Raw genomic sequence first — 22,021 nt, forward strand, 5'->3', positions numbered from 1 at the left:
GGTGAACCCAGCGACCGGTGGCGCCGGCCGCTGGCCGGCACCACCGTGTGCTTACTCCAACGCGTAGCGCAGGGTGAACAGCACCGCCACCAGCCATACCGCTGGATGCACTTCGCGCCAGCGGCCGGTGCCGGCCTTCAGTGCCGCATACGCGATGAAGCCAAACGCCAGGCCATTCGCGATGGAGTAGGTGAACGGCATCGCCAGCGCGCACAGTGCGGCCGGCACCGATTCGGTCAGGTCGCTCCAGTCCACTTCCACCAGTTCGCGCAGCATCAGGCCGGCCACGAACAGCAGCGCCGGTGCGGTGGCATAGCTGGGCACCATCGCCGCCAGCGGCGAGAACAGCAGCGCGGCCACGAACAGCGCCGATACGACCAGCGCAGTCAGGCCGGTACGGCCACCCACCTGCACGCCCGAGGCGCTTTCAGCGAAAGCGGTGGTGCTGCTGGTGCCGAGCACCGAACCGGCCACGATGGCGGTGCTGTCGGCCAGCAACGCGCGGCCGAAGCGCTTCTGCGCGCCCGGCAGCTTCAGCAGTCCGGCGCGACCGACCACGCCATACAGGGTGCCGGTGGCATCGAACACTTCCACCAGCACGAACACCAGCACTACCTGCAGCAACACCGCGATCGGCGCACCGCCGTCATGGTGCAGCAGGCCCGGCAGGTCCAGCTGCAGGAAGGTGGGGGCCAGGCTCGGCGGCAGCGAGACCAGGCCCTGGTACTGCACGTCGCCCAATGCCCAGCCCGCACCGGTCACCGCCAGGATGCCGATCAGGATCGCGCCGCGGATCCGGCGTGCTTCCAGCACTGCGATCAACAGGAAACCGGCCAGCGCCAGCAGTGGCGGCGCCGTGTTCAACGGGCCCAGCGCCACCAACGTGTCTTCGTTGCCGACGATCACGCCGGATTTCTGCAATGCGATGATCGCCAGGAACAGGCCGATGCCGGCCACGATCGCCGAGCGCAGCGACGAAGGAATGCCCGACACCAGCCATGCCCGCACACCGGTCAGCGACAGCACCAGGAACACCAGGCCGGAGATGAACACCGCCCCTAGCGCCTGCTGCCACGGCAGGCCGGCAGCGCCGACCACGGTGAACGCGAAGAACGCGTTCAGGCCCATCCCCGGTGCCATGCCGACCGGGAAGTTGGCCGCCAGCGCCATTACCGCCGAACCCAGCGCGGCGGCCAGGCAGGTGGCCACGAACACCGCACCCGCATCCATGCCGGTGGTGCCGAGGATCTCCGGGTTGACGAAGACGATGTAGGACATCGTCAGGAAGGTGGTGATGCCGGCCAGCAGCTCGGTACGCACGGTGGTGCCGTGCTGCTGCAGCTGGAACATGCGCTCGAACAGGGACATGGGGATTCTCGCGACGATAAGGTGTCACGACCAACGGTCGTGACCTACCCGAATGCAGAACGTGGGTACCGACCGTTGGCGGTGGGTACCGACCGTTGGTCGGTACGCTTCAAAGCGTCACCACCAACGGTGGTGACCTACCGAAAGGAGAAAGGCCGCGCGAGCGCGGCCTTTCCGGTTGCCTTACTTCAGCGCCTTGAAGCGCAGGCGCTTCGGCGCAGCGTCATCGCCCATCCGGCGCTTCTTGTCTTCCTCGTACTCGCGGTAGTTGCCCTGGAAGAACTCCACGTGCGAGTCGCCTTCGAAAGCGATGATGTGCGTGGCGATGCGGTCCAGGAACCAGCGGTCGTGCGAGATCACGAAGGTGTTGCCCGGGAACTCCAGCAGCGCGTCTTCCAGTGCACGCAGGGTTTCGATGTCCAGGTCGTTGGACGGTTCGTCGAGCAGCAGCACGTTGCCACCCTGCAGCAGGGTCTTGGCCATGTGCAGGCGGCCACGCTCACCACCGGACAGCGAACCGACCATCTTCTGCTGGTCCTGGCCCTTGAAGTTGAAGCGGCCGATGTAGGCGCGCGACTGGATCTCGATGCCGTTGATGTTGAGGATGTCCAGGCCGCCGGCGATTTCCTGGAAGACGTTGTGGTTGCCTTCCAGCTTGTCGCGGCTCTGGTCCACGTAGGACAGCTGCACGGTCGGGCCGATCACGATCTCGCCCGAATCCGGCTTTTCCTGGCCGGTGATCATCTTGAACAGGGTCGACTTGCCGGCGCCGTTCGGGCCGATGATGCCGACGATCGCGCCCGGCGGAATCAGCATCGACAGGTTGTCGATCAGCAGGCGGTCGCCGAACTTCTTGGAGACGTTCTTGAACTCCATCACCATGTTGCCCAGGCGCTCGCCCGGCGGGATGAAGATTTCGTTGGTCTCGTTGCGCTTCTGGTAGTCCTGCGACTGCAGCTCTTCCAGGCGGGCCAGACGGGCCTTGCCCTTGGAACGGCCGCCCTTGGCGTTCTGGCGCGACCACTCCAGTTCCTTCTGGATCGCCTTCTGGCGGGCCTTTTCCTGGTTTTCTTCCTGCTTCAGGCGCTCATCCTTCTGCACCAGCCATTCGGTGTAGTTGCCCTTCCACGGAATGCCGCGGCCGCGGTCCAGTTCCAGGATCCACTCGGCGGCGTTGTCCAGGAAGTAGCGATCATGGGTGACGGCCACCACGGTGCCGGTGTAGCGCGCCAGGAACTGTTCCAGCCATTCCACCGACTCGGCGTCGAGGTGGTTGGTCGGTTCGTCCAGCAGCAGCATGTCCGGCTTCTGCAGCAGCAGGCGACACAGTGCCACGCGGCGCTTTTCACCGCCGGACAGGTTGGCGATCTTGGCATCCCAGGGCGGCAGGCGCAGCGCATCGGCAGCCACGTCCAGCTGGTTTTCCAGGGTGTGCGCATCACCGGCGGCCAGGATCGCCTCCAGGCGCTCCTGCTCCTTGGCCAATGCGTCGAAGTCGGCCCCTTCTTCGGCGTAGGCGGCGTACACCGCCTCCAGCGCGGCCTGGGCCTGCAGCACTTCACCCACGCCTTCCTCGACCGACTCGCGCACGGTCTTGTTCGGGTCCAGTTCCGGTTCCTGGGCCAGGTAGCCGACCTTGATGCCCGGCTGCGGGCGGGCTTCACCCTCGAAATCGGTGTCCACGCCGGCCATGATCTTCAGCACGGTGGACTTGCCGGCGCCGTTCAGGCCCAGCAGGCCGATCTTGGCGCCCGGGAAGAAGGACAGCGAGATGTCCTTGATGATCTGCCGCTTGGGCGGGACCACCTTGGACACGCGGTTCATGGTGTAGATGTATTGCGAGGACATGAGGTCTCCGTAGGCGCGGCCCTGCGCCCGGCCCATCACGGGAACATCCCGTTGTGGCAGCGGGCACAGACTGGAAAGGAATACCGCCAATTATAGCCGGAACCGGTTCCGGGCCGCGCCGGGCAGGCGCCGTCGGGCTGGCCGTGGGCTGAATACTGCGTCACAGTCCTGCAGCGGGAAGCGTTTCCAGCCGGAAACGGTTCAGATCGGTTGCGCAATATGGGCTCACCACCACCCAAGCAGAGGTCTGACATGCGCATCAATCGAGTAATGGCCGGCGCCGTGGCCTCTGTGCTGGCGTTCGGCGCGGTGGCCCCGGCCTTTGCCGACAACGACCACCGTCGCGGCCATGACCGCCGCGAGTGGCGCGAGGACCGCCGCGAATGGCGACAGGACCGCCGTGACTGGGAACGCGACCGCCGCGAGGCACGCCGCGACTGGGAGCGCGACCGCCGCGACTGGCACCGCGACCACGACCGCTACTACCGCCCGGCCCCGCCGCCGCCGCGCGTGGTCTACCGCCCGGCCTACGGCCCGGGCTACGGCTGGAAGGTCGGCCACCGCTACCGCGATTACTACCGCGGCCCGATCTATGTGGTGAACGACTACCCGCGCTACCACCTGCGCCGCCCGCCGTATGGGCACCACTGGATCCGCGACGACCGCGGCAACATGCTGCTGGTGGCGGTGGCGACCGGCATCATCGCCGACTACATCATCAACAGTCGCTGAGGATCGCGGCCGGGGTCGGATCCCTTTCCAACGGAAAGGGCCCTGATCCCACAACATCCCTGGAAACCATACGGGGCCGGATTCCTTCGGGAGTGCCGGCCCCGGCCTTTTCGGCCCCGGCAGGCCGGTGCGGGGCTACAATCAGGGGCTGAGCCGTACCCCTTTTCCTGCCTGCTGGAGTACCCGATGTTCCCGCGTGACGTCCGCATCGAAACCTACGATCCCGAACTGGCCAAGGCCATTGCCGCTGAGACCCAGCGCCAGGAAGACCACGTCGAGCTGATCGCCAGCGAGAACTACACCAGCCCGGCGGTGATGGAAGCCCAGGGCAGCCAGCTGACCAACAAGTACGCCGAAGGCTACCCGGGCAAGCGCTACTACGGTGGCTGCGAATACGTGGACATCGCCGAGCAGCTGGCGATCGACCGCCTCAAGCAGCTGTTCGGTGCGGACTACGCCAACGTGCAGCCGCACAGCGGCTCGCAGGCCAACCAGGCCGTGTACTTCGCCCTGCTGCAGCCGGGTGACACCATCCTCGGCATGAGCCTGGCCCACGGCGGCCACCTCACCCACGGTGCCAAGGTCAATGCCTCGGGCAAGCTGTTCAACGCCGTGCAGTACGGCGTCAACGACCAGGGCCTGATCGATTACGACGAAGTCGAGCGCCTGGCCCTGGAGCACAAGCCGAAGATGGTCGTCGCCGGCTTCTCGGCGTACTCGCAGGTGATCGACTGGGCGCGCTTCCGCGCCATCGCCGACAAGGTCGGTGCCTACCTGTTCGTGGACATGGCCCACGTGGCCGGCCTGGTCGCCGCTGGCGTCTACCCGAGCCCGCTGGAGCATGCCCACGTCGTTACCTCCACCACCCACAAGACCCTGCGCGGCCCGCGTGGCGGCATCATCATCGCCAAGGGCGCCGACGAAGACCTGGTCAAGAAGCTGCAGTCGATCGTGTTCCCGGGCATCCAGGGCGGTCCGCTGATGCACGTCATCGCCGGCAAGGCCGTGGCCTTCAAGGAAGCGCTGGAACCGGGCTTCAAGGCCTACCAGCAGCAGGTGGTGAAGAACGCCCAGGCGATGGCCAACACGCTGATCTCGCGCGGCTACAAGATCGTTTCCGGTGGCACCCAGAACCACCTGATGCTGGTCGACATGATCGGCAAGGACGTGTCCGGCAAGGATGCGGAAGCTGCGCTGGGCAAGGCTCACATCACCGTCAACAAGAACTCGGTGCCGAACGATCCGCGTTCTCCGTTCGTGACCTCGGGCCTGCGCCTGGGCACCCCGGCCGTGACCACCCGTGGCTACGTCGAGCAGGACTGCGTGGACCTGGCCAACTGGATCGCCGACGTGCTGGACGCGCCGAACGATGATGCCGTCATCGCCCGCGTGCGTGATGCCGTCAGCGCGCAGTGCCGCAAGTACCCGGTTTACGGCTGATCGCCGCCGGGGTCGGATCCCTTCCCGCAGGGAAGGGCTCTGACCCCGTCACCAGGAATCCCGCGCATGGATGAGCGCCGCCTCAAGTACCTGTATGCCGTCCTGGCGGTGGCATTTGGCCTGCCCAGCCTGGCAGTGGGCGGTGTCGCGGCGACGATGCTGCTGCTGACGGGGCTGGGCCAGTTCGGCCATGGCACGCTGGCCGCGGTGACGGTGATGCCGCTGTGGGGCCTGGCCGGCATTGCCGGCTGCCTGGCCTGGTTGTGGCTCAGCGCCGGGTATCTGCTGCAGGGGCGTGCCGGGCTGCAGGTGCATCGCCTCTGGTGGTGGATGCTGCTGGCCGGCGGTCTTGCCGCTGTGCCCCCGCTGGGGCTGGCGCTGTGGTGGAGCATCACGGTCCACGCCGAAGGCATCGCCCTGTTGCTGTTGGGCCCATCGATGCTGGTGCCGGCGGCGGTGCTGGTGTGGATCAAGCGCCGCGCATGACGTGGCCCATGGAAGGACATCGAACGCATGGATGAGCGCCTGCACAAGCGCGGGATGGCCATTGCCGGCCTGCTGGTGGGCCTGCCCACAGTGGCAGCAGGCGGTACGGGTGCCGTGCTGGGGCTGATGGTCGTATGGGACGGCAAGTACCTGACGGGCGACGAGCACACGCTGTTGCTGCTGTGGTCGTCGGCGGGAATCATCGGCCTGCTGTCGTGGTTGTGGCTGAGCGGGCTGTTCCTGTGGCGCGGTGTTGCCGGCCTGCGCCAATCACCGGTTGCCGCCTGGGCCGGCCTGGCGCTGGGCGTGCTGGCTGCGTTGGGCGTGATCGCCGCCGCGTTGTACTTCACCTTCAAGCACGGGGAGATCTCGACATTGGCCTTCCTCGGCTTTGGCCCACCGCTGTTGGTGATGGCCGGGCACCTGGCGTGGCTGCGCTGGTCACGCGTGGCATCGCCGCCGCCCGCACCGGGTTGAGCCGGACATCACGAACTCGCCGCACACCTCGGGTGGCCAGAATGCAGGCGCTTCCGCGCAGGCAGCATTTGCTGCGGCGCCCTTTCTCAGGTACCTTTGCGACGCTGCCATGATCGTGGCAATTGCTCCCTGAGCCAGGCGTTCCATGCATTGCCCCTTCTGCCAACATGCCGATACCCGGGTCATCGACTCGCGCGTCTCTGAAGACGGCGCGACGATTCGCCGTCGGCGGGAATGCGAAGCCTGCGGCGAGCGCTTCAGCACTCTGGAAACGGTCGAGCTGAAGCTGCCGGCCATCGTCAAGAGCGATGGCACCCGCGAAGCGTTCGACCAGCGCAAGGTCCGCGCGGGGTTCGACCGCGCGCTGCAGAAGCGCGCGGTGCCCGAAGACAAGATCGAAGCGGCGGTACGTGCGGTGGTGCACCAGCTGCGCATCAGCGGCGAGCGCGAAGTGCCCTCGATCAAGGTTGGCGAGTTCGTCATGAACGAACTGCGCAAGCTCGACCACGTGGGCTACGTGCGCTTCGCTTCGGTGTACCGCAGCTTCGAGGACGTGGCCGATTTCCGCGAGGAGATCGAGAAGCTCGAGCGCGACCTGCCGTCCAGCACCGAACAGCTGCAGCTGCTGGGCGATGTGATCGCCCTGACCAAGAAGAAGAAGGGCTGACCGCCTCTGCCTGGGTGGGGGCCAACCTGGATTGGCACCGATGGCATGGATCAACACCGGCAGCGTTACCATGGTCGCATGACACCATCGTTCTCCGTCCTCGACCACCTGCACATGGCCAACGCGCTGCGTCTGGCCGAGCGCGCTGCCTATACCACCCGGCCCAACCCGATGGTCGGCTGCGTGATCGCCCACGGCGAACGCGTGGTCGGGCAGGGCTGGCACCAGCGCGCAGGGGGGCCGCACGCTGAAGTATTCGCACTGCGCGAAGCCGGCAGCGAGGCCCGCGGTGCCACCGCTTATGTCACCCTGGAGCCCTGCGCCCACTACGGGCGCACGCCGCCGTGCGCACTGGCGCTGATCGAAGCGGGCGTGACGCGCGTGGTGGCGGCGATGCGCGATCCCTTCCCGAAGGTTGATGGCGGTGGCTTCGATCTGCTGCGCAATGCAGGTATCGAGGTTGCCGAAGGACTGATGGCGGCGCCGGCGCGCGAGCTCAACAAGGGCTTCCTGTCACGCGTGGAGCGCAACCGCCCGTGGCTGCGGGTGAAGCTGGCCGCCAGCCTCGATGGCCGCACCGCGATGGCCGACGGCAGCTCCAAGTGGATCACCGGGCCGGCTGCGCGCGAGGACGTGCAGCACTGGCGCGCTCGCGCCGGTGCGATCCTGACTGGCGCCGATACCGTGCTGGCCGACGACCCGATGTTGACCGTGCGCCTGGCCGGTGCCGAAGTGATGCCGCCACTGCGCGTGGTGCTCGATTCGCGCCTGCGTTCGCTCGAATGCAGCCGTGTGCGCGAGGGCGGTGCGCCGACGCTGTACCTGCACGATGCGGCGGTGAGCGCACCGGATGCGGCCGACGCCGAATTTGCCAGCGTGCCCAGCGCAGAGGGGCGGTTGGACCTGGGTGCGGTGCTGGCGCTGCTGGCCGAGCGTGGCATCAACGAAGTGCATACCGAAGCCGGCGCGACGCTGGCCGGTGCGCTGCTGCGCGCTGGCTGGGTGGACGAACTGCTGCTGTACCAGGCGCCCACGTTGCTGGGCGACAACGGACGCCCGCTGCTGGCCGGCCTCGGCATCGATGCCATGGACCAGCAGCGTCGCCTGCGCGTGGTTGACCAGCGCCAGGTCGGCGAGGACATCCGGCTGCTGTTGCGCCCGTGAGTCAATGGCGGGGCACTGGCCCCGTTCCGGCGCTGTCAGGTGCCCTCGTCCTCGTGGGCGGGGCACTGCTCTTTCCATTGCTGCTTCCACAGCAGATGCAGGTCACGGCAGTAGGCACCGAGTGCTTCTCCCGTCAGTTGCGTCGACTTCCACCGCAGCCTGCGCCGGCTGATGCCCTGGTCGTACTCGTCCGGCAGTACCGACGGTGCGCACTGATCGTGGTACTGCAGGAACGCCCGGCAATCGTCGTTCTCGCTCAGTTGCGCGTCGATGTCGCGGTCGCGCAGCTGGGTCGACTCGAACGCAACCGAAGGTTGCACGAAGAAGGTCCTGGGTCTGGACGCTTCGGCGTGCCAGCACGCCATCAGCGCGACAAGCAGGGCCGTGGTCGAGGTTGTGCGGTGTTTCATGCTGTTGCCCTCGTGGAAGAGGACAACAGCATTGATCACGCAGTGTGCGCACGGCCATGCAACGGTTCTGAAAATGCAGTCGCCCTGATCGTCGGTGACGATGCGCCGGGCACGGATGAGCTGCACGTTTCGCCGCCCTATCCGGCCAGCACGTCACACCAGGAGGATGCTATGTGAGATCGCACAGCTCGATGGCCCAGTGCTGGAACAGTGTTTCGATACGCGCTTGACGCTCGATGCCCGGCGCGGCGCATCCCAGAGCGGCAGGCCCAGCAGCGGGATCACCAGATGCCGGATCATGACGCCCCGACCTCAGTCGGTCTTCTCGCTGTTCCACAGCTCCCGGTTGCGCTCATGGACGATCTGGCAGTCGCGCGTCGCCTCCGCATCGCTCATTCCCTCCACGCGCTTGAGCAGATTGCGTTGCAGTACGCCGTTGCTCAGAAAGGGACTCTGCGGGTGATGCCGGGCAAAGAACCTCAGCTGGTCGGCCATCATCAGGTCGCAGGTGGGAATGCTGGTAACCACAGGTACGGATTCCGCTGCGATCCGCGTGTTCCATGCGTCGAAGGGCAGTACCTGCTGCAGCAGCGTGTTACCCAGCGACGGCAGGTCGAGGGGCATCCAGTGACCTTTGCCTCGGGCCTGCAGGAACACGGCGCTGCCCTCATGCGAGCGATCCGGCGCGTCGCGCAGGGCGTTGGCGAATGCCACGAAGAGGGCCTTGGCGTGTTCGGGATCATCACGGCCGACGTCGGCACGTCGCTTCTGCGCGTCGCGGTAGGTCGGAAAGAAGCCCGAGAGGTCGGGGAAAGCGCAGCGATACGCCACGGCTGCCTGTGGCGTTGAATGCACCGTCTCCCGGGTGATGTCAGTGATGGTGCAGGACAGGGCCTTCTGCCGCATCTCCAGAGCGCTGGCAACCGGTTCCATTGCCGTACCGTTGAAGGCGGCCTTGGGCAGCTGAAGCGCATCGATGGCGTTGACGGTCACATCAATGCTGTCGCTGTTCGCGAATGCACGCAGATGGTGCCGCAGCTTCTCTTTCGACGGCGTGTCGCCGCGAACGATGACCTGCACATAGGTCTCGAAGGTCTCTTCCAGTGAGAGCGCAGCAGGGGGCGCGGCGGCAGCGGTGAGCGGCGCTCCCAGCAGGAGGATGGGTTTCAGCATGGGGCACACGGGCGATCCGGGACGGCCATGAGGATCAGGGGAACTTCATGCAGGGTCCATGCAACGTGTCTGAAAATGTGCGGCGTTGGGAAAGGTGCCGCGCATGACCCGGCGCTACGGAATCGCGCGAGCCTGGCGGACGGCACCAGTGTTGTCATGGCTCGCGGAATCGGACCGAAGCGGCCATGGCATCAACCGCGTCTTCCACTGCCTTGGAACTGTCTGCCGGCAGGATGGCGACCAACCGCACGAATCGCTCACCCGGCCAGAGGGCGAGATAGTGGCGGTAGCGGCGTCCGTCCGGTGTTATCCCATCAACCCGATGCCCGGTGATACCACCGAACGGCATGTCCTTTCTTGAGGTAATCGTTCCGCCCTGAATCCTGACAGTTCCTGCAATCAGCTGATCGGACACCTTCTGTAGATCGTTCGAGGCAAACGGGAGAGAAAGCTGGGATGCGACAATCACCGAGGGTTGGCGGCCTTCGGGATCCGTATCCAGTTCGCCAGCCGTGAGCAGCATTGCCGAGCTTGAGAGCGTATCGATCAGCCGGAACGGCGGCTCCGGCGTGAGGGTGAAAGGCAAAGCCGCAATCTTCTGTTCGCGTGTGGCCTGTGCGCCGATCGTTACCGAGGAAAGGGCCTGCATCGCTTGGCTGTGCGTCAGTGCATGGTCGCGTGGAGCTTGCACCGTGATCATGACAGTGGGGGAGCCGCGGAAAAGCGCCATCCACTTCTCGAAGCTGTAACCGTGCGCCACCTGGCTGCCAATGACTACGGGAACCGTTCGCCCTTCGATGCTGAGCGATTCCAGTCGATCGACGTGGACGCCCTGGCTGGCAAAGCGGTTTCGCGCAGCGGGCTCATCCACGAAGAGTGCTCCGACTGCGCTGCTGGCCTCGGCGGGCAGTTCGGCGATCAGGATACTGGCTCGTCCATCTTCACTGACAAAGCCGGAGAAGTTGGGGGCGAGGGTGAACCCGGGAGGCGGCGACAGGCTGACGACCGAGCCGGGTACGGCCATTGGCGGTTGTGAGGCCTGTGAGCAGCCCGCGAGCAGCACGGCCTGCAGGAAAAGCAGGGCCGAGCGCGCGATACTGTGGAAGTGGGTGAGCATCTCGAAAGCCCTCTATTCTGCCCGGACCTGATCAGTGTCTTCCTCAGCTTCAATACGCTCGTTCCAAGCGGAGAACGGCATCAGCTCCTTCAGTAGATTCACGCCAAGGAACAGCATGTCCGCACTGCTCCATGGACCCTTGTCGCCAATACGCGAGAACTCCGCCCTCGCCATGTACGTGGTGTCAGGCGCGTCGCGCAGGGTTCTCGCATAGGTCCCAAGAAAATCCCTGAACGCATCGCCATCCGGGTCCCCGGCGCGTGAGCGAGCCAGATTCTCCCGATAGGCGTCAAAGGCGCCAGAAACATCGGGGAGCGTGCACTGATAGTCCACAACGCCGCGACGGGAGGAACTGTCCTCTTCGATCGTGACTGCACGGCAGTGGATGGTTTTCCGGCGCGCGGTGATGGCACTGGCCGTGGGTTCTTCGAACCCAGCGGCAAGATTTCCGAAGGCATACAGCGCATCAACGATGTCTCCGATGTCCGGGTAGTCGTCCGTGCCTGCCGTGCGCAGGCTGTTGCGCAAGGCGGCCTTGGCGTCCTCGTCATTCTGGGTGATGACGCGCGCATAGGCATCGAAGGTGTCTTCCAGTGACAGCGCAGCAGCATCTGCGGCCAGCGGCGCGCACAGCAGCAGGGCGAAAAGAGCTCTCAACATGGCGTGGGCGGAAGCGGGAAGATTCGCTGAGGATCAGCGGCGTTCCATGCATCGGTCCATGCAACTTCTCTGAAAATCTACGGATTGCTGTCTGTGGCAGCAACCTCGGGAGAATTTGAAACTTTCTTCATAGCTGCCTTCGTGACGCGAATGCAGAGTGCTGGGTTTCCCACAGCGGTGACCATCGTGGCGCAATCCTTCCGGATCCGTATGCTTCCTGCGCTCGTTGCGCTTGGGATGGTTGTTTCACCTGCCGCATTCGCAGATGGCGATGAGCCCGGTGCCGTGCGTACCATCACAAGCGAACAGGCGCTGCAGGATCTGACCGCCGTCATTGAGTGCCGGGCTCCTGCTTCGGTGCAGAAACCGTTGTCGCGCCACCTGTGGGCGGTCGCGCTGGGCGACGAGGTTGCGCATCCGTTCGATTCGTGGGTCGTCGCCGAGCAGCCCAACGCGTCCCTGCGCGAAGTCGTTCTACCGTCGTCAATCACGGTGTTCGGCCATCCGACGCAGCGCATTGCAGTGCTTTCCGAAACGGTGATGGCGATCATCGACGGTGTATCGCTGGACGAGATTTCGAGTCAGTTGCAGACGCGGCCATTGAGTGAAACGGTCGCCCCTCATATCCACGTTCGGGAGCTTTCACTTCGAAACAGGGGAGCCTTCGGTTTCCAGGTGCGCTCGCTGACTGCATCGCGTATCTCCAGCCATACCGGTGCCGTGCTGATAGGTTGCGAGGATCGCTATGGCGACCGGATGTCGCAGCTGCGCAGGCGTGGCAAAGAGCCAGATACCATGTTCGCGCCAGGCATTGATGTCGCTGCAGAGCTGGACGATGTGCTGAGCTGCAGGGCCGATGCGCTCCGCGCCTATACGGCGGGTTGGGCGGTGGGCATGTCAGCCCACACGGCTGACCCGCGCTTCAGGGATTGGAAGACTGGGGAGGACGAAGAGGGCTATTCCTGGTGGGCGCCGCCGTCGCCGCTGATGATCGCCGGCAAGCCCGTTTCGCGTTTCGTGAAGCTCGGTCAGACCCTCTATGCCGAGCTCGATGGAGACATCGCGCAGGCCCTGGCTGAAGACTGGGATCTTCCTCCCTACGACGGCTGGGACGACGTCGCCTACGTCGGCTTCCACGACACCGACACGGCGGCCGATGGCTGGCTGGAAGATCGCGCGCGCATCGTACGCGCGTGGGCGCCCGGCAAGACCCTGCACGGCTGCGAATACCAGCAGAACCGTCCGGAGTTCGGTGAACATCCGGACGATGATGACGACGGCTGAGGACCGCAGGGAATCGCTGGGCACGCCCCGGCGCTACATCGTGCTCATGTGCACTCGTCCGTCCACATCATCTCGGCGATCGGGCGCAGTGCCTTGCACTCCTGCGTCATCTCATCGGCCGACTTCACCTGTGCCTTGGCCTTCAGTTCCTCGGCCATCGCATCCACGCCGCTGATCTGGTCGGGTGCGATCTTCGCCACGCAGCTGCGGTGCTGCTGCAGCAGCAGGTCGCAGCCGGGTACGCCGGTCACCTTCGGTGCGCTGGCCGCCTGCACGTCCTGCATCCATTCCTCGAACGGTGCCAGCGCCCCGGTCACGGTGCCCACCAGATCATCGAAGTTGCCGCTGTACCAGTAGCCGTTGTCCTTGGCCGGGTACAGGGTGAAGGTGCCGCTGACCGGCACGCGCGCGCCGCTCTGCAGCGCCTGGGTGTAGGCGTCGGTGAACTGCTTGCGCGAGGCCGGGCGGGCGTCGGCGGCAAGGCTGGCGGCGAACAGCGGACGTACCTTGCCCAGGTCGGGCACCTGGCAGCTGAAGGTGATGCGCGCCAGCTTCTGGTCGTCCACGTACTCGTTGTCTTCAATCACGCTCTTGCTGGCACGGCACTTCGAGTCACGCAGGGCCTTGACATACATCGCCTCGCTGGTGGCCGCGTCGGCCTTGGCGCCGGTGCTGGCAAGCACGACCTGCCACGGTTCGGCCAGCGCCTTGGCCAATGCGCCCGGGTTCGGGGTTACCGCGTCCTGGCCGTCGAAGGCGGGCTTCAGCGCATCGTTGAGGGTGCGGGTCGCGGCGGCGTCGTCTTCCAGCAGGACGCGGGCATACAGATCGAAGGCCTGTTCGGGCGTCAGTGTGGCCGGGGCGGCGCTGGCCAGCAGCGGGGCAGCCAGCAGGGCGCTGGCCAGCAGGGTACGCAAGGGGGTCTTCATGACGGTGTTTCCTGTTCCAGAGGCGCGCAAGCCTAGCGCATCTTTGCGCAGGCCCGACGGCGCCCTGTGATCACGTGCCGACGCGCGGGGCAAAAAAAACGGGCCCCTTGCGGGGCCCGTTCGATCGCACGACGAGGAGCGACCGTTGGATCAGAAGCTGGCGCGGACGCCGGCCGAGTACTGGGTGACGTCGCGGTAGCCGGAGATCTCGCCCACCAGACCCCAGGTCTTGGTGAAGTTGATCTGGCCGCCAACAGTGCCGACCCAGGTGCCCTTGTAGTTGTTGCCGCCATCCATGTAGCCGGCCTTGGCCCAGGCTTCGGTCATGCGCGACGGCTTGCCGCGGATGCCCATGGTGACGCGGCCCAGGTTGGTGTGGTCCTTGCCGTGGTAACGCACACCGTCATAACGCAGGGTCGATTCGGCGTTCTGGCGCACCCAGGCGGCATCGGCGGTGAAGTCCAGGCGGTCGGTCCACGGCATGTGGTAGCCGATACCCAGCTCCGGCTGGTTCAGTTCCAGCTTCAGCGAATCTTCGCCGTAGTGGCGGGTCTTGCTGGTGCGCGACCAGCCACCGAACACGTAGACCTGCTCGGCCAGCGCGACCGAACCGCGCAGGTAGCCACCGTCGACCTTCGGGTCGTCCAGCAGGTTGTCGTCAACCTGGACCTGGGTCCAGCCGCCTTCAACGTAGGTGTAGCTCAGGGCCTCGGCCGAAGCCGAGAACGGGGCGGCGGCCAGCAGGGCGGCCACGATCAGGATCTTGCGCATGGGAATTCCTGTGAGTTTCAGTCCATTGGCGGGCCTGCCCTCGCGGCTGCCCGTGGCGACCTCATGTCGTCCGCTGCGGATTTTAATGAAAGTTTTACAAAATGCGAGAGACGGCCGTCACAGGCTGGGGCGGACCGGGGTTGGGGATTGGATCCGTTTGCCATCGGGAAACGGCCCTGACCCCAGTGCTGCTGCGCCACCGGTCCATGGGGTCAGAGCCCTTTCCTGCGGAAAGGGATCCGACCCCGTTCAGCACGGGCTGGTACACTGCGCGGGCCGGTTCGCCGGTACACAAACGTCTTCAGGGCGGGGTGCAATTCCCCACCGGCGGTAGGTGCGCAAGCACGAGCCCGCGAGCGCCCCGGCCCACGGCCGGGGGTCAGCAGATCCGGTCCAATGCCGGAGCCGACGGTCATAGTCCGGATGAAAGAAGACGGTGCCACAGGGCTCTTGCCCTGCGTGCACCTGTTTGCCTTGCGGCGTTTTTCGCTCACTTTTCGCGGAGAACGTTACTTGTTTACTGGAATCATCGAAGGCGTCGGCCGTCTGGCCGCACGCGAATCCATCGGCGGCGATGTCCGCTTCACCTTCAATGTCGGGAATCTGCCGTTCGACAACGTGCAGATGGGCGAGAGCATTGCCATCAACGGCGTCTGCCTCACCGTCATCGCGTTCGACGCCCGCAGCTTCCAGGCCGACGCCTCCACCGAGACTCTGGGCCTGACCACGCTGGGCCAGCTGGGCGAGGGTGCGGTCATCAACCTGGAACGGGCCATGCGCCCGACCGACCGCCTGGGCGGCCATCTGGTCAGCGGCCACGTCGACGGCCTCGGCCAGGTGCTGTCCATCCATGAAGATGCACGTGCCCAGCGCTGGCGCTTCGCCGCGCCGGCCTCGCTGCGCCGCTACATCGCCAGGAAGGGTTCGATCTGCGTGGACGGCGTCAGCCTCACCGTCAACGAAGTGGACGATGAAGGCTTTGAAGTCGCCCTCATTCCGCACACCGTGGCCAACACCGCCTTCTCCGCCACGGGCGTGGGCAGTCCGGTCAATCTGGAAATCGATCTGGTCGCCCGTTATGTGGAGCGGTTGATCAGTGTGCCGACCAACGGTCAGCACCCACACGGAGATGCCGCATGAATTTCGCCCCGATTCCGGAAATCCTGGAAGACATCCGCCTGGGCCGCATGGTGGTCATCGTCGATGACGAAGACCGAGAGAACGAAGGCGACCTGATCATGGCCGCCGAGCTGGTCAAGCCGTCGGACATCAACTTCATGGTCACCCATGGCCGTGGCCTGGTGTGCCTGCCGCTGACCCGCACCCGCGCCGCCGACCTCGGCCTGGCGCCGATGGTGCAGGCCAATACCGCGCAGTTCCAGACCAACTTCACGGTCAGCATCGAGGCCGCCGAGGGCGTTACCACCGGCATCTCGGCTCACGACCGCGCCCACACCATCCGCACCGCAGTGAAGCCCAACGCCAAGCCGTCGGACCTGCACCAGCCGGGCCACATCTTCCCGCTGATCGCCCAGCCGGGCGGCGTGCTGACCCGCGCCGGCCATACCGAAGCCGGCGTCGACCTGGCCATGCTGGCCGGGCTGGAACCGGCCGGCGTGCTGGTGGAGATCCTGAACCCGGATGGCAGCATGGCGCGCCGCCCGGAACTGGAAGTGTTCGCCCGCGAGCACGGCCTGAAGATGGGCTCCATCGCCGACCTGATCGCCTACCGCCTGGCCACCGAAAAGACTGTTGAACGTGTGGACGAGCGCGACATCGACACCGAATTCGGCCCGTTCAAGCTGGTGACCTACCGCGACCGCATCGCCCACGACCTGCATTTCGCCCTGGTGCGCGGCACGCCGGATGCGGAAACACCGACCCTGGTGCGCGTGCAGGTGGAAAACCCGCTGGCCGACCTGCTGCACTGGCGCCGTGACGACTTCGGCGTGGCGGCCACCGACGCCCTGCGTGCAATCGATGCCGAGGGCGCAGGCGTGATGGTGGTGCTGTCGGCCCCGCGCGATGGCGAAGCCCTGCTGGCCCGCCTGCGCCAGCAGCCGGCGCCGGTGGTGCCGGGCAAGGACAAGGACGTGGGCCAGTGGCGCCGCAACGGTGCCGGCGCACAGATCCTGTCCGACCTGGGCCTGGGCAAGCTGCGCGTGCTGGGCACCCCGCGCCGCCAGATCGGCCTGGCCGGGTACGGCCTGGAAGTGGTGGAGACGGTGACCCTGTAATGAGTAGTGCCGGCCGCTGGCCGGCAACCGCATCCCCGGGATTGCCGGCCAGCGGCCGGCACTACCGGTGGGGGCCGACCGTTGGTCGGCACACCCTGCAGGCCCCCGCCAGCCACGGCCGGGGCCCATCCACGCTAGAATTACCCCCTTATCGAGTCCCCCAAGCCGCATATGAGCCACTACGAAGGCGATCTTCGCACTCCCGAGTCGGCGCGCTTCGCCATCCTGGCCAGCCGCTGGAACGCCCGCATCACCGACGCGCTGGTCGCAGGCGCCCGCCTGAGCCTGGCCGGCAACGGCATCACCGAAGCCAACATCGACGTGATCCGCGTGCCGGGTGCCTGGGAACTGCCGCTGGTGGCTGCACGCCTGGCCGCCGCGCATGAACACGCCGCCATCCTCACCCTGGGCTGCGTGATCCGTGGCGACACCCGCCACTACGAACACGTGGCCGACCGCTGCGCCGAAGGCCTGATGCGCGTGCAGTTGGATTTCGGCGTGCCGGTGCTGAACGGCGTGCTGGCGGTGGAACGCGTTGAAGACGCCGAGGCCCGCGCAGGCGGCAGCCACGGCAACAAGGGCGAGGAAGTCGCACTCGCCGCACTGGAAATGGTCAATCTGCTGGAGCAACTGCCATGAACAAGAACACCCAGGGCAAGCCCTCCGGTAAACCCGTCCGCCGCGATGGCGTCGATCCGGTGCTGCGCTCGCGCGCCCGTCGTCGTGCCGTGCAGGCCATCTACGCCTGGCAGATCTCCGGCGGCAACGCGCAGTCGCTGATCGCCCAGTTCGCCCACGAGCAGGCCCGCGAAATCGCCGACCTGGCGTACTTCGAGGCGCTGGTGCACGGCGTGCTCGACAACCGTCGCGACATCGACGAAGCGCTCGGCCCGTACCTGGACCGTGGCATCGAGGAAGTGGATGCGATCGAACGCGCGGTGCTGCGCCTGGCTGCCTACGAGCTTCGCTACCGCCTGGACGTGCCGTACCGCGTGGTGATCAACGAGGCCATCGAATCGGCCAAGCGCTTCGGTTCCGAACATGGCCATACCTACGTCAACGGCGTGCTGGATCGTGCCGCCGTGGAATGGCGCAAGGTCGAATCGGGTCACTGACCCGCCTGTGGTAGTGCCGGCCGCTGGCCGGCAGCTGCAGGGATCCTGAGGTTGCCGGCCAGCGGCCGGCACTACCGCCCACCGCGCCTTGCGCGGCTCGTACAACAGCGGGAACGCCCCATGTCCCTGGCCGAATTCGCCCTCATCGACCGCATCCGCGCCCGCACCCTCGAGCGCGACGACATCCTGCTCGGCATCGGTGACGACGCCGCGTTGCTGCAGCCGCGTGCCAACGAACAGCTGGTGGTCACCGCCGATACGCTCAACAGCGGCGTGCACTTCCCGGTTGAGACGCCTGCCTTCGACATCGGCTGGAAGACCCTGGCGGTCAATCTGTCAGACCTCGCCGCGATGGGCGCGCGCCCGGCGTGGTGCACGCTGGCACTGTCGCTGCCGGAAGCATCTGAAGATTGGATCGAGGCCTTTGCCGATGGCTTCTTCGCCCTGGCCGACCAGCACGACATCGCGCTGATCGGTGGCGACACCACGCTCGGTCCGCTGTCGCTGTCGGTGACCGCGATGGGCCAGGTCGGGCGCGGCCAAGCCCTGCGGCGCGACCGCGCACAGGCAGGCGATGACATTTGGGTCAGTGGCACGCTCGGCGATGCCGCCGGTGCGCTGCGCCTGTGGCAACAAGGTGCGTTGAGCATCGCCACCGCCACGCTGCTGGCCGACTACGAAAGCCTGCGCCTGCGCCTGCTGCGGCCGACGCCGCGCGTGACCCTCGGCCTGCGCCTGCGGGCCTTCGCGCACGCGGCGGTGGATGTGTCTGACGGCCTGCTGGCCGACCTCGGTCATATCGCCACGCGTAGCAACCTGGCCGCGCACGTGGATGCCGATTTGCTGCCGATCTCGCACGCACTGCGGGAACTGCTCGGTCGTGAGGCCGCACGCGACTGCGCACTGCGCGGTGGCGACGACTACGAGCTGTGCTTTACCGCCGCCGCCGACCAGCGCGACGCGCTGCACTACCTGGCCGAATCGCTGGACGTGCCGCTCACCCGCATCGGCCGTATTGCCGAAGGGCAGGGCGTGCACGTGGACGGCGAAGCCGCCGGCGGCGGTTACCAGCACTTCGCGTAGCCGCAGCGGTACTGCCCTGCTGGGTCAACCTTCGGGGTGGGGTCAGATCCCTTTGCGCCGCAAAGGGATCTGACCCCAAGTGAAGCACATCGATGTTGCTCTGGTAGGTGCCAACCTGGGTTGGCACGAACGTGTCAGCCGCCGGTGGCAACACCGTGCCGACCAAGGTCGACACCTACCAACGCGGGCTGGTTACACGTGCGGAACCGGCGCACCGAAGCGGTTGCCACCCGGCGTGCCGGGCAGCAGCAGGAACACCAGCAGCACCAGGCTGACGAACGGCACGAACCCCAGCAACAACCACCAGCCCGAACGATCGGTATCGTGCAGGCGGCGGATGGTGGCCGCGATGGACGGCAACACGAATGCCAGCCACATCACGACGCCCAGGCCGGTGGCGACCAGCGCCAAGCCCTGCGAACCGCTGTAGCCGGCGTAGAAGCTCAGCAGATACAGCGGGATCGAAATGATCATGATGAACAACTGGAACCACCAGAATTCGCTGCGGCTTGCGCGGCCAGTGAACTGCGCATAGCGGGTGAGCGGAACCATCATCTTGTGCATCGATACACTCCCTGGAAAGAAGTGCGCACTATTGGTGCTGCCGTGACGATGAGCCATCGGAATCATTGCAATCGCCAGTGGCAGGCGACTGAACTGGGCGCTCCTCCGCAGTTCAGGACGCGAGCTGCTCACGCTGCCCGCAACTGCACATCCACATACTCGGCCAGCCCGCGACACGCCAGCAGCAGGCCCTCGCGCGCGCCATCACCCATCTGCTGATCGATATCACCGTCCACGCGTACGCGTTCGGTGGCGTGCAGCAGTTCCAGCAGGAAACTCAGCCCCGCATTGGCGCGATCGATGCGCGCCAAGGCCAGGCGCTGCCCGGGTGTACGGTTGTTGCCGGGCCACGGCTGGCCATCGGCGGCATCGCCCTGGCGGATGTACTGCAGGCAGGCCTGCAGGGTGATGGTGCCAGCGCTGTTACCGGTCTGCAGCGCAACGAAGGTGTCTTCCAGCGTGCGGGCGAGGTCATCGGGCAGGCGCGTGGCGGCCTCGCCCAGGGTGGCGAACAGGTGCGGGTAAGGGGAAGCGGTCATGGCGGCGTCCTTGTGCAAGCGGCAAGGGGCCACCCTGCTTAACAGCGAGGGTGGCGGACGGTGCGTGGTTCCAATACCGGTGGCTAACGTCGTCAAACGCCGGCGGGCACGAGGCCCCCACGCACCGCCCGCCATAGATGCGCGGACAGAATGCCTGCCGACGCCACCCAACAAGGAAAGGGCGACGCCGGCAGGCAAGCGTAAACGACATTAACCAGACGGGATTGGAAGCCCGTGCCACCCGTTGTCGGTGGCGGTCCATCATTTGCACGCAGCGCCAATGCTGCCAATGAGAAAAATTGGAAAGTAGAAAAAATACGAATGTTCGCAGCGCTCTGGCGAAAGCCGTCAATGCATGCAGATCGCGACATCATTTGTAGTGCCGAGCCGATGCTCGGCTTATCACGTGCAGCCGCGTGCTCGGCATCTACAAAATGCGAAATTGGATCTAGCGTGGCGCAGGTCCATAGACGTTATCGCCCTCCTGACCAGGGCGAAGCATCTGCAGCAGTACAAAGGCGGGTCCAACTGCAGGGACCATGAACGTAAGGCACATCCAGCCAGACTGCCCCAGATCTCGAAATCTACGAGCGACGAGCGCGTAGAACGGGACAAGGCTGAGCATGATGTAGCCAAACCAGATGTACGCAAACAGATCGCTCAATCGCATGCCCTCCCCAAGGACATCAGGTGGAAATCGGCGGGAGGCGTATGCGGCGATACCGACGATCAGTAGGCTCACCATGACCTGCAGGAGCGAGAACAGCCAGAACTCGCGTCTTGATGATCGCCCTTTGAAACAGGCGAAAAGACGAAAGGGGCGTAGTGCAAGACTGATCATGTTGAAGATGGATGATGGGCCGGTCGCCGAGCGTACCGGCCTTGTCCGGAGCATGCGATACAACAAGTTGCAGATTGATCGCTCTTCAACGCCGCCCCGTCGATTGACGAATCGGCCCTAGTGATGGGTGGGATCTCGCGTCGTGAGCTGGATCTGCTCTGATTTCGCAAAGGCGTCTTGGGCGTCACTCAGCCTCTGGAGGTCTGTATCCATGCGCTCGATGGCGGGTTCCAAGCGAGCCAGAAGCGATGCGGATTGCTCAGGGGTGTAGCCATCTGGAAGCTCTGCCAGGGCCACCATGATGGAGAACATGTCTTCGACGCTTTGCAGTGATATGAGGAGATGCCGGTGCAGATCCGCTGCCTCAGAGCGATGTGTCATGCGTTCTGCAGCTGCTCGCCGCTCGACGGCATTCTTGTGCGCCACCTGTAGTCGATACTGAAACTTTGAGAGGTCATCCCCATTATTGATCGCACCATAGAATTCATCTGCCCATGGGCCGTCGTTCCACGTATTGATCGTTTCGACCATGCTGTTCCACTTCGCTACGTTCTCCTCCAGGTAGCGGTCATTCGGATATGTGTAGCCCCGCGCATGTGGGAGAGCATCACATGCCGCAAGAAGGCCAATAGCCAGGAGCAGCAGAAGACGGGTCGCGCATTTCATATGAGTTATCAACGGCTGGGAGGAAGGGCCTAAGCTGGCGTGGTCAGATGGACCAGAAGCAGCTGCGACGCTCGACTCGGTGCTCGGGCATCCAGTGGATGGTGAGTCTAGGAGCGCAGATGTGAGGCGCTCAAGGTCAAAGGCGACAAGGGGGTGTCGTCGTGGTTGAGTCGTAGGTACTCCCGGTGAGTGATCCAACCGTCATGACGCCTTTCTGACGACGCGTGGGCATATTGATGATCCGCGTGTGCGAGTCGATTGCACCCATCGTGCTCGGAGCGGGTCGCTCTTTGTCAGGTGGACTGGAACAACAACTGAGGCTCATGGCGCGGGGTAGCGATGCGATAGACGATGGACTGGTTCGTATGACCTGCGATGTCGTCCGCCAGAGGCGACCTGCTCGCCGCAGTCGCCGGTAGAATGGACGCCTTCGGCGCTGCGGACGAGCGG

At 65.4% G+C, this 22,021-nt stretch carries 24 protein-coding genes and 1 riboswitch; of the genes, 12 read left to right on the forward strand and 12 right to left on the reverse strand.

The annotated features are described in order from the left end of the window. Positions 1-51: 51 nt before the first annotated feature. A complete protein-coding gene (locus PEM_RS01375) occupies positions 52-1,368 on the reverse strand; it encodes an NCS2 family permease (protein WP_005415248.1) in 1,317 nt (438 codons plus the stop codon). Between the two features lie 183 nt (positions 1,369-1,551). Then, positions 1,552-3,216 carry an energy-dependent translational throttle protein EttA gene (ettA, locus tag PEM_RS01380; RefSeq protein ID WP_005415249.1) on the reverse strand — a complete coding sequence of 555 codons (1,665 nt, stop codon included), beginning with the start codon at positions 3,214-3,216 and terminating at the stop codon, positions 1,552-1,554. A gap of 252 nt (positions 3,217-3,468) precedes the next feature. Here ettA and PEM_RS01385 point away from each other — a divergent pair, with 252 nt between their 5' ends. The 6 genes from PEM_RS01385 (at position 3,469) to ribD (ending at position 8,182) form a co-directional block, all read left to right on the forward strand. Beyond that, positions 3,469-3,948, forward strand: coding sequence for an RcnB family protein (locus PEM_RS01385; protein WP_095378073.1), 480 nt, complete (start codon positions 3,469-3,471; stop codon positions 3,946-3,948). A gap of 186 nt (positions 3,949-4,134) precedes the next feature. Continuing rightward, a complete protein-coding gene (glyA, locus tag PEM_RS01390; RefSeq protein ID WP_005415251.1) occupies positions 4,135-5,388 on the forward strand; it encodes a serine hydroxymethyltransferase in 1,254 nt (417 codons plus the stop codon). 66 nt (positions 5,389-5,454) lie between these two features. Next, positions 5,455-5,874, forward strand: a complete 420-nt coding sequence (locus tag PEM_RS01395) for a hypothetical protein (RefSeq protein WP_005415252.1) — start codon at positions 5,455-5,457, stop codon at positions 5,872-5,874. A 27-nt stretch (positions 5,875-5,901) separates the two neighbouring features. Then, positions 5,902-6,351, forward strand: a complete 450-nt coding sequence (locus tag PEM_RS01400; RefSeq protein ID WP_065178780.1) for a hypothetical protein — start codon at positions 5,902-5,904, stop codon at positions 6,349-6,351. Between the two features lie 145 nt (positions 6,352-6,496). Then, entirely contained in the window at positions 6,497-7,018 is a 522-nt protein-coding gene (gene nrdR, locus PEM_RS01405) for a transcriptional regulator NrdR (protein ID WP_005415256.1), read from the forward strand. A gap of 78 nt (positions 7,019-7,096) precedes the next feature. Continuing rightward, positions 7,097-8,182, forward strand: coding sequence for a bifunctional diaminohydroxyphosphoribosylaminopyrimidine deaminase/5-amino-6-(5-phosphoribosylamino)uracil reductase RibD (ribD, locus tag PEM_RS01410; RefSeq protein ID WP_111128410.1), 1,086 nt, complete (start codon positions 7,097-7,099; stop codon positions 8,180-8,182). Between the two features lie 35 nt (positions 8,183-8,217). On the opposite strand, the gene PEM_RS01415 is transcribed toward ribD, so the two are convergent. The 4 genes from PEM_RS01415 to PEM_RS01430 form a co-directional block, all read right to left on the reverse strand. Further along, positions 8,218-8,718, reverse strand: coding sequence for a hypothetical protein (locus tag PEM_RS01415; RefSeq protein WP_005415258.1), 501 nt, complete (start codon positions 8,716-8,718; stop codon positions 8,218-8,220). Positions 8,719-8,904: 186 nt separating this feature from the next. Further along, positions 8,905-9,765, reverse strand: a complete 861-nt coding sequence (locus PEM_RS01420) for a hypothetical protein (protein WP_111128408.1) — start codon at positions 9,763-9,765, stop codon at positions 8,905-8,907. A gap of 154 nt (positions 9,766-9,919) precedes the next feature. After that, complete coding sequence (locus PEM_RS01425; RefSeq protein WP_069139489.1) at positions 9,920-10,882, reverse strand: hypothetical protein; 963 nt, start codon at positions 10,880-10,882, stop codon at positions 9,920-9,922. Positions 10,883-10,894: 12 nt separating this feature from the next. Then, a complete protein-coding gene (locus tag PEM_RS01430) occupies positions 10,895-11,542 on the reverse strand; it encodes a hypothetical protein (RefSeq protein WP_111128406.1) in 648 nt (215 codons plus the stop codon). Between the two features lie 93 nt (positions 11,543-11,635). On the opposite strand from PEM_RS01430, the gene PEM_RS01435 reads away from it, so the two are divergent. After that, the gene (locus PEM_RS01435; RefSeq protein WP_240431578.1) at positions 11,636-12,826 is read left to right on the forward strand and encodes a hypothetical protein; all 1,191 of its coding nucleotides are present in this window, start codon (positions 11,636-11,638) and stop codon (positions 12,824-12,826) included. Between the two features lie 44 nt (positions 12,827-12,870). On the opposite strand, the gene PEM_RS01440 is transcribed toward PEM_RS01435, so the two are convergent. Both PEM_RS01440 and PEM_RS01445 read right to left on the reverse strand, forming a co-directional pair. Continuing rightward, a complete protein-coding gene (locus PEM_RS01440; RefSeq protein WP_111128402.1) occupies positions 12,871-13,755 on the reverse strand; it encodes a hypothetical protein in 885 nt (294 codons plus the stop codon). 150 nt (positions 13,756-13,905) lie between these two features. Beyond that, positions 13,906-14,526 (reverse strand): hypothetical protein, encoded by a 621-nt coding sequence (locus PEM_RS01445; RefSeq protein ID WP_005415264.1) that lies wholly within the window; start codon positions 14,524-14,526, stop codon positions 13,906-13,908. A gap of 293 nt (positions 14,527-14,819) precedes the next feature. Further along, positions 14,820-14,965: riboswitch (FMN riboswitch) on the forward strand. A gap of 74 nt (positions 14,966-15,039) precedes the next feature. On the opposite strand from PEM_RS01445, the gene PEM_RS01450 reads away from it, so the two are divergent. The 5 genes from PEM_RS01450 to thiL all read left to right on the forward strand — a co-directional run bounded on the left by PEM_RS01450 (position 15,040) and on the right by thiL (position 18,961). Beyond that, positions 15,040-15,666 (forward strand): riboflavin synthase, encoded by a 627-nt coding sequence (locus tag PEM_RS01450; protein WP_111128400.1) that lies wholly within the window; start codon positions 15,040-15,042, stop codon positions 15,664-15,666. Beyond that, positions 15,663-16,763, forward strand: a complete 1,101-nt coding sequence (ribB, locus tag PEM_RS01455; RefSeq protein WP_005415266.1) for a 3,4-dihydroxy-2-butanone-4-phosphate synthase — start codon at positions 15,663-15,665, stop codon at positions 16,761-16,763. Before PEM_RS01450 ends, ribB begins: the two co-directional genes overlap by 4 nt. 171 nt (positions 16,764-16,934) lie before the next feature. Continuing rightward, positions 16,935-17,402 carry a 6,7-dimethyl-8-ribityllumazine synthase gene (ribH, locus tag PEM_RS01460; RefSeq protein WP_005415267.1) on the forward strand — a complete coding sequence of 156 codons (468 nt, stop codon included), beginning with the start codon at positions 16,935-16,937 and terminating at the stop codon, positions 17,400-17,402. After that, the gene (gene nusB / locus PEM_RS01465) at positions 17,399-17,878 is read left to right on the forward strand and encodes a transcription antitermination factor NusB (protein ID WP_005415268.1); all 480 of its coding nucleotides are present in this window, start codon (positions 17,399-17,401) and stop codon (positions 17,876-17,878) included. Before ribH ends, nusB begins: the two co-directional genes overlap by 4 nt. A 120-nt stretch (positions 17,879-17,998) precedes the next feature. After that, positions 17,999-18,961 (forward strand): thiamine-phosphate kinase, encoded by a 963-nt coding sequence (thiL, locus tag PEM_RS01470; protein ID WP_111128398.1) that lies wholly within the window; start codon positions 17,999-18,001, stop codon positions 18,959-18,961. 192 nt (positions 18,962-19,153) lie between these two features. Here thiL and PEM_RS01475 read toward each other — a convergent pair whose 3' ends face one another. The 4 genes from PEM_RS01475 to PEM_RS01490 form a co-directional block, all read right to left on the reverse strand. Further along, complete coding sequence (locus PEM_RS01475; protein ID WP_111128396.1) at positions 19,154-19,525, reverse strand: DUF805 domain-containing protein; 372 nt, start codon at positions 19,523-19,525, stop codon at positions 19,154-19,156. A gap of 128 nt (positions 19,526-19,653) precedes the next feature. Continuing rightward, on the reverse strand, positions 19,654-20,064 hold the full coding sequence (locus PEM_RS01480) for a hypothetical protein (protein ID WP_111128394.1): 411 nt from the start codon (positions 20,062-20,064) through the stop codon (positions 19,654-19,656). Positions 20,065-20,512: 448 nt separating this feature from the next. Continuing rightward, positions 20,513-20,905 carry a DUF805 domain-containing protein gene (locus tag PEM_RS01485; RefSeq protein ID WP_162911569.1) on the reverse strand — a complete coding sequence of 131 codons (393 nt, stop codon included), beginning with the start codon at positions 20,903-20,905 and terminating at the stop codon, positions 20,513-20,515. A 117-nt stretch (positions 20,906-21,022) separates the two neighbouring features. Then, complete coding sequence (locus PEM_RS01490) at positions 21,023-21,436, reverse strand: hypothetical protein (RefSeq protein ID WP_111174759.1); 414 nt, start codon at positions 21,434-21,436, stop codon at positions 21,023-21,025. Positions 21,437-22,021: the final 585 nt, after the last annotated feature.

Source organism: Stenotrophomonas sp. Pemsol (genome assembly GCF_003586545.1).
GTDB lineage: Bacteria > Pseudomonadota > Gammaproteobacteria > Xanthomonadales > Xanthomonadaceae > Stenotrophomonas > Stenotrophomonas sepilia.